Here is an 11482-nt window from a genome sequence, read left to right on the forward strand (position 1 = left end):
TTCCTTCAGTCGATAGATCGCCTCAGGCTGCCATTCATGCAGCTCACAAGTGCGCTCGAAACGCGACGGGGTCAAGTCCGCGCTTCATGGATTGTGCAGGCACGGGGTTCAACATTCCGTGCATGCAGACTCTGAATGCCAATAGCCTTGGCTAATGGATGTCTCAGGAGCTGGGATCAGAGTCATGCGGCTTATCGGTCATGCAGGTGGGCGACCAATGCCTCGGCAAAGGTATCGGTGGTCCCGGTTCCACCCATGTCAGGTGTCACTCGATCTCGAGCCGTTTCTAGCACCGTCCGGATCGTTCGACGAATTCGGGTGCCTTTTTCCACCATGCCCAGGTGATCGAGCATATCCGCGGCGGCCAATAGTAGGGCACAGGGGTTGGCGAGCTTTTGCCCGGCGATATCCGGTGCCGAGCCATGCACCGCCTCGAAAATAGCGGCTTCGGTACCAATGTTCGCGCCCGGTGCCAGCCCCAGCCCGCCGATCAGCCCGGCACAGAGGTCCGATAGGATGTCACCAAACAGGTTGGTCGTGACGATAACGTCGAACTGATGAGGGTTCATCACCAGTTGCATACAGGCGTTATCGACGATCATTTCCTGGAACTCGATGTCCGGATATTCTTTCGCTACCTCACGGGCGACATCGAGGAAAAGTCCGGAACTGGTCTTGATGATGTTGGCCTTGTGAACGGCCGTGACTTTTTTCCGATTGCGTTGATGTGCCAGTTCGAAGGCATGGCGCACGATGCGCTCCGATCCCCGGCGAGTCACTCGGATGCTGGAAAGTGCCGTCTCGCCATCATCGGAGAGGCTCTGCCCGTCGGAGAGATACGCACCCTCGGTATTCTCGCGTACCGTGATCAGGTCAATATTGTCATAGCGTGAGCGAGTACCAGGGAAACTGATCGCAGGGCGAACATTGGCATAAAGATCGAATTCACGGCGCAACTGCACATTCAGGGACGATATCCCGCTACCGAGGGGCGTCGTCAAGGGGCCTTTCAAGGCGATGCGGTGCTTTCTTATCGCTGCGATCGTGTCAGCGGGCATCGGCTGTCCATGCTTTTCCTGCGCAGTCAGCCCGGCATCCAGAAATTCATATTGCAGGCCACAGTCCAGTGCATCCAGGACGCTGAGTGTAGCCTCCATGATTTCGGGGCCTATGCCATCCCCCTTCAATACTGCAATCGTCTGACTCATTGTCATGCCTCAGTAGGTGTTGCGATGCATGTCGTTTCGCTCGTGATACCAACGTAGCGCGAAGGTTGTGGCCGACGGCAAGTCGCTACAGTAGGTCAGCGTTCCAGCGATTTTTCGAATACCTGCACGGCGCAGCTTGACAATAATGCGTGTCGGCAAGCCTACCAGGATCAGTGCCACTCCTTCGCGATGCATTTCGTCGATTAATGACTGGAGGGCGACGATGGCCGTGCCATCCATGCTGGGCACCTTGCGCATGTCGATCAATACGGTTTGGACGTGATGATCCACCCGATACAGGGATGTAAGGGCTTTCTCGGCCACTCCGAAGAACAGGGGGCCATTGATTTCGTACACCGCTATTTCTGAAGGCAGCCCGGTGACGGCAGGGTGCTGGTCGGTCTCGAGGCGATCGGTTGTGGTCAGCAAGGCCATGCGTCGGATAAAAAGCGCTGCGGCCAGCCCCATGCCAACGGCGACGGCCAAGACCATGTCAAACACCACGGTCAGGCCGAAGCAGGTGACGAGGATGGCGACGTCGCCAGGCGGTGCCGAGCGCAGGGTGTGTAGAAAATGACGCGCTTCGCTCATGTTCCAGGCAATGATGAACAGCAGCGCCGCAAGGGCGGCCATGGGAACGAGGCCCAGCAATTCAGCCAGCGCGATGACGGACAACAGCACCACGACGGAGTGCACCACTGCGGCAATGGGGGAGCGCCCGCCGCTGCGGATGTTGGTCGTCGTCCGAGCAATAGCTGCCGTGGCGGTGATACCACCGAAGAACGGCGCAATGATGTTACCCAGCCCTTGGCCAATCAGCTCGGCGTCGGGGTCATGCTTGGTCTTGGTCAGTCCATCCGATACCACCGCGCATAGCAGTGATTCGATGGCGCCGAGCATGGCGATGGCGAAGGCGGGCCCCAGCAGTGCACGAATCAGTTCGAAATTCAGCTCCAAGGGGGCGCCATTGGGCCCTGGTAGCAACCAGGGTGCCGTGAAGGAAGGCGCTACCGGGGGAATCCCCGTCCCCGTTTCGCCATTGGCCTCCCAGGTAAAGCGCGAGGCAATCGTCTCGACGGCCGGTGCGCCAGGGCTCCCGAACCACTGATTGGCCACGTACGCCACGATAGCACCGACGACCAGCCCGACAAGAGGCGCGGGAATGGGCACATGCAAGCGTGGCCATAGCAACATGACAGCCAGAGTAAATGCCCCAATGGCGAACTCGAGAGGGTCGAGCGTGGGCAGTGAGGTGGCGATCCGCCCCATGTTTTCGACGAAATGCTCGCCGAGCTGCCCGACGCTCAACCCCAGGAAATCGGGAATCTGCAGTCCTGCGATGACCACGGCAATCCCCGCCGTGAAGCCTAGCACCACAGGGTAAGGCACGAACTCGATCAGGCGGCCCATTCGGGTAATCCCCAGGACCACCAGGATTATGCCGGCCATCATCGAGGCGATGAGCAACCCGCCGAGACCGTATTGCTGGACAATCGGGAACAGAATGACGACGAAAGCGGCGGTCGGGCCTGACACATTGAAACGCGAGCCGCCGGTTAACGCGATGATGGCCCCGGCCACAATCGCCGTGTAAAGCCCTTGCTGAGGAGGAACGCCTGTAGCGATCGCCAATGCCATCGAGAGTGGCACGGCCACGGTGCCGATGGTGAGGCCAGCCATCACATCTTTGCGCAAATCGGCGAGACCGTAGCCGCCTCGCCATGCCGCGCGAAGCCCTGAAGAGAGGCTGGGCAAGTCAACCGGAAACCTTAGGCGTGACATACGGTAGCCCTCGCTGTAATGCCCCTCGTCATGAGGCGTGGATCGGAGCATTTGGAGTGGAGGATAAAACTATGTTAATGACATTAACATGTAGTTATAATTAAGTGCAAATGTGGTCACGCTATGGATCAAGGATAGAGACAAGGCATTGCGACATGAAAGCAATGACATTAACATTAAATGTTAATGTCAAAAGGGGAACACTCATGGAAAAGAAAACGGCTCGCCTCACGTTGCTGATAGATCCACAAAAGAAACGCGCCTTCGAGGAGTTGTGTGCCTTACAGGACCTGACGCCATCGCAAGTCGTACGACAGCTGATACGTGACTATCTGCATAAGCATGGCGTGGAGTACGGCTCACAGCCGCAGGAAGACGAAAAAAGCCCATCGACCTGATGCTCGGATTGCCATGCAGGGTCACGGTTGTCCTCCGTCACTTTATCGCCTTTAACGGACACTGCTATGCACAATCTATGGATTCCTTTTGTCGCCATTCTCGCCGTTGCCGGCTTGATCTTCGGTGGTCAAGCCTATTCCGAGGCACAGCGTGATGCTCACATCGCCACGGCCCTAGCGGAAGGACACCAGAGTCAGACGCCTGCCGAGATTTCACACTTGATTCGCGTCAACAAGGGTTATGGAGTATGCGGTGACTACACGCTTGCTAGTGGCGAATCCGGCTCCTTCTATTACAACAGTGCCACCAAGCGCTTGGCGTTGGACGCGAATGCCGATCTGTATCGCGACAATTGCATGGGCGTCTCTGACTCGTGAGATGTCGCTAAGGTATCGTTGGCTTCTACGACAGGGTTGCGGTCCTAAGGTCATGGCAAGCCAGTCCTGGCCTTGGTACCAGGGAGGCGTGACATGCCTCATATGGCGTGAAACCGCAGCCTTGCCCGCCGTTCTCTTGCTAAGCTGTGTCTCTGTCATCCCGGTCGCCGACCGGTTGTGTTCTTCTTGCGTACAAGGATTCTCCCATGCCGAATGTGTTATCTCTTCTCGAGGAGGTTGCGTCGCCGACCATCGGGCTTGGCTGCATGAACTTGTCCCATGGTTACGGGACGCCGGTGCCGGAGGCCGAGGGCGTGCGAGCGTTGCAGGCGGCGTTCGAGATGGGCTATCGGCATTTCGATACCGCGACGCTCTATGGCGCGACAGCCAACGAGTCGCTGGTGGGCAAGGCGCTCAAGGATCGGCGTGATCAGTTGATGCTGGCCAGCAAGTGCGGCATGGCGATCGACCCGGCGCTCGGCCGCAAGGTGATCGACGGTCGCCCCGAGACACTGCGTCGCCAGTGCGAGGCGAGCTTGCAGCGTCTGCGGACCGACCGGCTGGATCTCTATTATCTGCATCGCATGGATCGCCAAGTGCCCATCGAGGAGAGTGTCGGGGCGTTGGGGCGGCTGGTCGAGGAGGGCAAGCTGCGTGCCGTGGGGTTGTCCGAGGTCTCCGCCGAGACGCTGCGCCGTGCCCACGCCGAGTATCCGGTGGCGGCGGTACAGTCGGAATACTCGCTGTGGACGCGCAATCCCGAGATTGCCTTGCTTGCGGCATGCCGTGAACTGGGCACTACGCTGGTGGCGTTCAGCCCGCTGGGCCGAGGCTTTCTGGCGGATGCGGTCCCGGACCCGGCGCGTCTGGAAGAAAGCGACATGCGGCGCGGTATGCCGCGTTTCAGTGACGAACATTACCCGCATAACCGGCGTTTGCTGACAGATTTCACGGCGCTTGCCGAGGAACTGGAGATGACGCCGGGGCAACTGGCGCTGGCGTGGGTGAAGGCGCAGGGGGCCGATATCGTGCCCATCCCCGGCACGCGTGATATCGCGCACATGCGCGAGAATCTGACAGCGGAGACATTGCGATTGGATGCTGCCTCGCTCGAAAAGTTGAACGCAATGATGACGCCCGATCAAGTCCGCGGCGGACGTTACAGCGAGGCCCAGCAGGCGGATATCGATACCGAAGAATTCGCGTGATAGCCAAACGCCCCACGTGGTGCGTTTGGCGCACAGGTCGTGTCGCTGATCTCTGACAGGCAAATGACCGAGCAGGCTCTAAGATAAAAGTGCGGCGAGGGATGCGCCGTGCAAACTCCCGGCTAGGATGGCCGGGGTTTTTATTTTCCTCGCCGTTCCCTGCGTTTTCCCCCGTTTTCATGCTGGCCGTGCGCCTGACGCCGACTGTGTCGATGCCGCTTTTATCGTTGCGTTCCTTCCATCTCACGCGCCAGGCGCCGGCTGACATCGCTGGGCGAGCCGGTATGCTGTGCCAAAAGATCGTAGGCTACAGGCACGACGAGTAGCGTAAATAGCGTCGCGGCGGCCACGCCGCTGAAGATGACCGTGCCGATGACGAGCCGCGTCTCGGCGCCGGGGCCGCTGGCGAATATCAGTGGCACGGCGCCGGCCATGGTGGTGACGGCAGTCATCAGGATCGGGCGCAGGCGCGTCACCGAGGCGTCGATTAGAGCATCACGGAAGGCACGCCCTTCGTCTCGCAGTTGGTTGGCAAACTCGACGATGAGGATGCCGTTCTTGGCGGCGAGCCCGACCAGCATCACCATGCCTACCTGACTGTAGATGTTCAGCGACTGACCGGTCAGCCACAGGCCGAGCAGGGCGCCGCTGATCGCCAGAGGCACGGTCAGCATGATGACCAGCGGATGCACGAAGCTTTCGAACTGCGCCGCGAGCACGAGGAAGACGACCAGCAGGCCCATGAGCATCAGGAAAGCGGTGGCACCACTGGCTTCCTGATAGTCCCGCGATGGGCCCTTGTAGTCGATCATGGCGTCGGCGGGCAATTCCTCGTCGGCGAGCGCGTTGAGATAGCCCAAGGCCTCGCCCATGGACGCGCCGTCGGCGAGGTTGGCTTCCAGGGTGATCGCGCGAACGCGGTTGAAACGATTGAGCTCGCTGGCGTCGGCGTAGTCGCTGAGCGTCACCAGGCTCGCCAGGGGGATGAGTTCGCCACTGCGGTCTGAACGGACCTGGATGTTGTCCAGCGCGCTGGGGCTTCTTTGCGTGTCGCGCTCGCCTTCGAGGATAACGTCGTATTCCTCGCCGTCGTCGACATAGCTGGTGACGCTGCGTCCGCCGAATAGTGTCTGCAGGGTGTGGCCGATGGTGTCGACGTTCACGCCTAGGGCGGCGGCGCGCTGGTAGTCGATCTTGATGCGCAGCTGCGGCTGGGTTTCCTTGTAGTCGCTATCTAGAGCGGTCAGGCCCGAGTCTTCGTCTGCGCGAATGCGTTCGAGCAGCTGGTCGCGCCAGGTGACTAGGGATTCGTAGGTGCCACCACCGATCACGAACTGTACCGGCTTCTGGATGCGCCCGCCGAAGCCTTGTCGCATTACCGGTGCCGCATCGACGCCAGGGAGATCCGCGAGGCGTTGTCGCACGTCGGCCATGATGTCCCAGGCCGAGCGCCGCTCGCCCCACGCCGCGAGGCTGACGATCACCATGCCGTCGTTGAAGTTCTCGATGTTGCCATAGCCGCGCGGTGCGCGTACCGAGATGTTGCGAATCTCGCCTTCGTCGACCAGCGGCAGCAGGCGTGCCTCTATCTCGTCCATGTAATCCTGCATGTAGTCGAAGGTGGCGCCTTCGGGGCCGTTGACGAGGATAAAGAAATTACCGCGATCCTCCTGCGGTGTGTACTCGTTGGGCAGTTCTCCGAACAGCCAGACGGTGGCACCGAGCAGTGCGACGAACACGACCAGGCACAGCCAGCGCACGCGTAACAAAGTGAAGAGTACGTAGCGATAGAGCCGCTGGGTGGCGTCGAGCAGGGTATGCACAGCACGGCTGATGCGACTTTCGTGCATCCGCGGGTCGAGCACCTTGGAGCACATCATCGGTGCCAACGACAGCGCCAGCAGGCACGAGATCGCCACGGCGGCGGCCAGGGTCAGCGCGAACTCGGTGAACAGCCGGCCGATGTCACCGCGCAGAAAGCTCAATGGCACGAACACCGCGATCAGCACGAGGGTGGTGGCGATGACCGCGAAGCCGATTTGGCGCGTACCGCGAAACGCCGCGACGAGTGGCGTTTCGCCGTAGAGCTGCATGCGCCGGTGGACGTTCTCGAGCACCACGATGGCGTCGTCGACGACCAGGCCGATCGCCAGCACCAGGGCGAGCAGCGTGAGCAGGTTAAGCGTGAAGCCGAAGGCGTTCAGGGCGATGAAGGTACCGATGATCGAGATCGGCACGGTAACCGCGGGCACCAACGTTGTCCGCACATTGCCCAGGAACAGGAAGATCACTATGACGACAAGGCCCATGGCGATGAACAGCGTGGCGACGACTTCCTTCAGGGCGCCGGAGACGAACACCGAGGAGTCGAAGTTGAGCCGCAACTGCATGCCGTCGGGCAGTGTCGACTCGAGGCGCTCCATTTCCGCCTTGACGCCCTGGGACACCTCCAGAATGTTGGCGGTTGATTGCTTCATGATGCCCAGGCCGACCATGGGCACTCCGTTGCCGCGAAACAGCGAGCGTTCCTCCACCGAGCCGACCTCGACGCTGGCCACGTCGCTCAGTCGCGTGAGATAGCCGTCATTTCCCTGGTCGATGACCAGGTCGCGGAAGTCGGCGGCGGTCTCGAAGCTGCGCGGCAGTCGCAGGGTGAACTGCCGCGAGTCGGACTCCAGAAAACCCGCCGGGAGTTCGACGTTTTCGGCGCGCAATGCGCCTTCCACGTCGCTGACGGTCAGGTCGCGGGCGGCCAGTGCATTGCGCTTTAGCCACACACGCATGGCGTATTCCTTACCACCGCCGACGCGTACTCGTGAGACGCCGGTTTGCGTGGAGAAACGGTCGACCAGGTAGCGATTGGCGTAATCGGTCAGTTCGGATACCGAGTAGCCCTCCGCCGTGAGGCTCAGCCACATGATGACGTCGTCGCTGCTATCGGATTTTTCCACTTCCGGTGGGTCGGCTTCCTCGGGCAGGTTATCGCTCACGCCGGAGACGCGATCGCGGATGTCGTTGGCCGCCGCCTCGATATCGCGATCGAGGTTGAACGTGATGTCGATTTCCGACTCACCATCGCTGCTGGTCGACTCGATGAGATCGATGCCCTCGATGCCGGCAATGCGGTCTTCGATCACCTGGGTAATGCGAGTTTCCACGACATTCGCCGAGGCACCCGGATAACGTGTCTCGATGCTGACTACCGGCGGATCGATAGCGGGGTATTCCTGCACTGGCAAGCGTTCGAGCGCGAGGATGCCGAAGGCGATCAACAACAAGGCGAAGACGGTTGCCAGCACCGGGCGCTGAATGGCGGTATCGGAAAGGCGCATCAGCCGTCTTCTCCGTCACGTTCTTGCTCGCCGCGTACCTCGCCGTCACGCGCGACCTTGAGGATTTCACTGATGGTGCGGCTGCCATCATCGAGCGCCAGGATGTCCACGTGATCACCATCGCGTACTTTGTTAATGCCGTGGCTGACGATCCAGTCGCCTGGCGCGAGACCGTCGAGGATTTCGACGCTACCGACGCGGCGTTTGCCGATCTCTACTTGGTGGCGTTGGATGCGGTTGTCCGCATCACGGAGAATGCGCATGACATATTGGCGTTCGCCACTGGGCACGAGGGCGGACTCCGGTACCACCAGTGTCTGGCGTGGATTGCGTTCCAGCGTGACCACCATCAGCATGCCGGGGCGCAGCGTGCGCTCGGGGTTGGGCAGTCGAGCGCGTACGCTGACGCTGCGCGAGACGGGATCGATCCGCGTGCCGATGCTAGTCACCTCGCCACGAAAGGTGCGTGAGGGATAACTGGGAGTAGTAGCGCTGAGCGAAAGCCCCGGTGCGAGCATGTCGAGCACCGTTGCAGGGACGGTGAAATCGAGCTTCATGTAATCGAGCTTGTCGAGCGTTACCAGCTCGGTGCCGGGTGTAACCAGCGCACCGACGCTGAGGTTACGCTGGCCGACGGTGCCGCTGAACGGCGCGCGCAAGCGGTGATCGGCGAGGCGTGATTGGATCTCGTCGATCTGCGCGTCGACCTGGGCGAGTTGGGCCTGGGCATCCTCAAAATCGGCGCGAGTGCCGACTTTGCGGTCCTGCAGTTGCCGAGCGCGCCGCACGGCATTCTCGCGTTCCTGACGCAATGCGCGAGCGGCACGCAGTTCGGCCTGCTCCGCACTATCATCGAGGTGGATCAGTAACTCGCCCTCGGCGACGCGCTGGGCGTCATCGAAATTGAGTTCGGCCACGGTTTCGGTCACGGTCGCGGAAAGCATCACGCTCTCGTCGGCACGCAGTGTGCCCAACGCTTCCAGCGGATCGCTCCACGTAGCGGTGGAGGCCTTCACGGCAATGACCTGCGTACGGTCGGTGTCTTCTTGTGCCTGTGCGCCTGTCAGTGCTAGCAGGCTCAACGCCGCCAGCCCGAGGGTGTGCCGACCGAGTGCGCTCACGGCCGGAAAAGGAAATACGGGCATAGTGTCTCGTTATTATGTTACTCGTTGACGATTCGTGCGGGCACGCCCCTGCGTGGCGCCGGCTCTATGACACCGGATAATACGTGCCGGGAGACTGTCGTTGTATCCGACACGAGGCGTGGATGAAAGTGCAGGAAACGTTTTGACTCATCATGCACGGTTTTTACACGTTTGGCGCGGTGGGCCACGACGTTGCGTTCAACACGACAGATACGTGCAGAGTCTCCGTGCTCGTCGCTTTCTCGGATAACGCTTAGAATGTTCGCCTTTGCCAGAATGAGACGCGACGATGGCGCAGACCTATGACGTAGTGGTGATCGGTGCCGGCGCGGCGGGACTGATGTGCGCACTGACCGCCGGTTACGAGGGGCGGCGTGTGCTGGTGCTCGACCATGCCAACAAGGCGGGCAAGAAAATATTGATGTCCGGGGGCGGGCGCTGCAATTTCACCAATTTAGCGACGGGGCCGGAGCATTTCTTCTCCGCCAACCCGTATTTCTGCATTTCAGCGCTCAAGCGCTATACGCCGGGCCATTTCGTCGAGCTCGTCGAGCGCCATGGGATCGAGCATGTCGAGAAAGCGCCGGGGCAGCTCTTCTGTGCCGACTCCGCCAAGCAGGTGGTGTCCATGCTGCTCACCGAATGCGAGTGGGCGGGGGCGGAGGTACGCCTCAAGACCAGCGTTGAGTCACTCGAACGCCTTGGCGAAGGCATGCGTCTCGAGACCTCGAGTGGCATCATCGACGCTGGCGTGGTGGTCATCGCCACCGGCGGATTGTCGATTCCCACCATGGGGGCCACCGGTTTCGGCTATGACATCGCCCGTCAGTTTGGCTTGGGCGTTACCGAGACACGTGCTGCGTTGGTGCCGTTCACGCTGACTTCGCAATGGCGTGAGCGTGCTGCGTCGCTGGCGGGCGTAAGCTGCCCGGTGACGGTCGAGATCGGCGAGGGACGCTATCGTGAACCCATGCTGTTCACGCATCGCGGCGTCTCCGGGCCGGCCATGTTGCAGGCTTCCAGTCATTGGCAGCCAGGCATGGCATTGTCCATCGATTTGCTACCGGATATCGACGTTGCCGCGGAGCTGACCACCATGCGTCATGAAGCGCCCAAGCGTCGTGTATCCACGTGGCTGGGTGAAAGGCTGCCCAAGCGCCTGGCGCAGGCCTGGTGCGAATGGCACGGTGTGACGGACGCTCCGTTAGGGGCGTTGTCCAACCGTGAAGTAGCGCGCCTGGAGGGCGAGCTGAAGCGCTGGCAGCTCAAGCCCGCAGGGACCGAGGGCTGGCGGACCGCCGAGGTGACGCTGGGTGGCGTCGAGACGCAAGCTATTTCTTCCAAGACCTTTGCGGTAGAAGGGCTACCGGCGCTGCGTTTTATCGGCGAGGCGCTGGATGTCACTGGTCAGCTGGGCGGCTTTAACTTTCAATGGGCCTGGGCCTCGGGTGTGGCCTGCGGGCAGGCCGTGTAACAAGCGGCAGAAAGGGCAGAGGAGACGTCCATGCTGCAACGTGCATTGCAAGCGCTCTGGCAGGCCATAGGCCAGTGGCTTTCCGCCCGTCATGCTAAGAGAACAACGCAGGAGCGGTTACCGGTGGTCGTGTGCGGGCTGGAATACGCGCATTATCGATTGCTGACGCATTTCACACGCTCGACACGCTACAAGGCGTTGGCGGTGGTCGATGACTACCCCTGGCATCATGGCACGCAAGTGGAAGGCATACGCGTCTACTACCCCAGCGAGGTACCGTCTCTGGTGGAGCGGCATGGCGTGGCGGCGGTAGTTTATTGCCATGAGGGTGATCTGGCCGTCTTCGCTGCTGAAACGCGTGAGCGGTTGGCGGCGCGGGGCGTACCCTGTGTACGCCTGTCGCCGGACGACGAAGATGTCGATGCCGAGTTGACTAGCGGACTGACACATTGAATATGAAAAAGCCCCCAAGTGAACTGACCCCCAATCGTTGGACGGTTAGTTCTCTTAACCGGCGACCATGGCCTGAGTCCTGTATTGCACGGGGCTCAGGCCTT

9 protein-coding genes are annotated in these 11482 nt (G+C 60.8%); 5 read left to right on the forward strand and 4 right to left on the reverse strand.

From position 1 onward, the window contains the following. Window positions 1-191: 191 nt before the first annotated feature. Window positions 192-1208 carry an isocitrate dehydrogenase gene (locus LUN51_RS16890; protein WP_277812163.1) on the reverse strand — a complete coding sequence of 339 codons (1017 nt, stop codon included), beginning with the start codon at window positions 1206-1208 and terminating at the stop codon, window positions 192-194. 9 nt (window positions 1209-1217) lie between these two features. Continuing rightward, entirely contained in the window at window positions 1218-2990 is a 1773-nt protein-coding gene (gene dauA / locus LUN51_RS16895; protein ID WP_277812164.1) for a C4-dicarboxylic acid transporter DauA, read from the reverse strand. Between the two features lie 155 nt (window positions 2991-3145). On the opposite strand from dauA, the gene LUN51_RS16900 reads away from it, so the two are divergent. The 3 genes from LUN51_RS16900 to LUN51_RS16910 all read left to right on the forward strand — a co-directional run bounded on the left by LUN51_RS16900 (window position 3146) and on the right by LUN51_RS16910 (window position 4974). Then, window positions 3146-3388: a CopG family transcriptional regulator gene (locus LUN51_RS16900; protein WP_277812165.1), complete on the forward strand. Its 243-nt coding sequence runs from the start codon at window positions 3146-3148 to the stop codon at window positions 3386-3388. 66 nt (window positions 3389-3454) lie between these two features. Next, window positions 3455-3766, forward strand: a complete 312-nt coding sequence (locus tag LUN51_RS16905; protein ID WP_277812166.1) for a hypothetical protein — start codon at window positions 3455-3457, stop codon at window positions 3764-3766. 206 nt (window positions 3767-3972) lie between these two features. Next, window positions 3973-4974 (forward strand): aldo/keto reductase, encoded by a 1002-nt coding sequence (locus LUN51_RS16910; protein ID WP_277812167.1) that lies wholly within the window; start codon window positions 3973-3975, stop codon window positions 4972-4974. Window positions 4975-5195: 221 nt separating this feature from the next. Here LUN51_RS16910 and LUN51_RS16915 read toward each other — a convergent pair whose 3' ends face one another. After that, on the reverse strand, window positions 5196-8306 hold the full coding sequence (locus LUN51_RS16915; protein ID WP_277812168.1) for an efflux RND transporter permease subunit: 3111 nt from the start codon (window positions 8304-8306) through the stop codon (window positions 5196-5198). Then, a complete protein-coding gene (locus tag LUN51_RS16920) occupies window positions 8306-9451 on the reverse strand; it encodes an efflux RND transporter periplasmic adaptor subunit (protein WP_277812169.1) in 1146 nt (381 codons plus the stop codon). The genes LUN51_RS16915 and LUN51_RS16920 overlap by 1 nt, the downstream gene beginning before the upstream one ends. 289 nt (window positions 9452-9740) lie before the next feature. On the opposite strand from LUN51_RS16920, the gene LUN51_RS16925 reads away from it, so the two are divergent. Then, window positions 9741-10925, forward strand: a complete 1185-nt coding sequence (locus LUN51_RS16925; RefSeq protein ID WP_277812170.1) for an NAD(P)/FAD-dependent oxidoreductase — start codon at window positions 9741-9743, stop codon at window positions 10923-10925. Between the two features lie 30 nt (window positions 10926-10955). Then, window positions 10956-11378, forward strand: a complete 423-nt coding sequence (locus LUN51_RS16930; protein ID WP_277812171.1) for a nucleoside-diphosphate sugar epimerase/dehydratase — start codon at window positions 10956-10958, stop codon at window positions 11376-11378. The last annotated feature ends 104 nt before the right edge of the window (window positions 11379-11482 follow it).

Source organism: Chromohalobacter canadensis, assembly GCF_029544075.1.
Taxonomy (GTDB): Bacteria; Pseudomonadota; Gammaproteobacteria; order Pseudomonadales; family Halomonadaceae; genus Chromohalobacter; species Chromohalobacter canadensis_A.

Coding starts and splice junctions, on each gene's coding strand:
- LUN51_RS16930 (WP_277812171.1), top strand. CDS start 10,956: ATGCTGCAACGTGCATTGCAAGCGCTCTGGCAGGCCATAGGCCAGTGG.
- LUN51_RS16925 (WP_277812170.1), top strand. CDS start 9,741: ATGGCGCAGACCTATGACGTAGTGGTGATCGGTGCCGGCGCGGCGGGA.
- LUN51_RS16890 (WP_277812163.1), bottom strand. CDS start 1,208: ATGAGTCAGACGATTGCAGTATTGAAGGGGGATGGCATAGGCCCCGAA.
- LUN51_RS16900 (WP_277812165.1), top strand. CDS start 3,146: ATGAAAGCAATGACATTAACATTAAATGTTAATGTCAAAAGGGGAACA.
- LUN51_RS16915 (WP_277812168.1), bottom strand. CDS start 8,306: ATGCGCCTTTCCGATACCGCCATTCAGCGCCCGGTGCTGGCAACCGTC.
- LUN51_RS16905 (WP_277812166.1), top strand. CDS start 3,455: ATGCACAATCTATGGATTCCTTTTGTCGCCATTCTCGCCGTTGCCGGC.
- LUN51_RS16920 (WP_277812169.1), bottom strand. CDS start 9,451: ATGCCCGTATTTCCTTTTCCGGCCGTGAGCGCACTCGGTCGGCACACC.
- dauA (WP_277812164.1), bottom strand. CDS start 2,990: ATGTCACGCCTAAGGTTTCCGGTTGACTTGCCCAGCCTCTCTTCAGGG.
- LUN51_RS16910 (WP_277812167.1), top strand. CDS start 3,973: ATGCCGAATGTGTTATCTCTTCTCGAGGAGGTTGCGTCGCCGACCATC.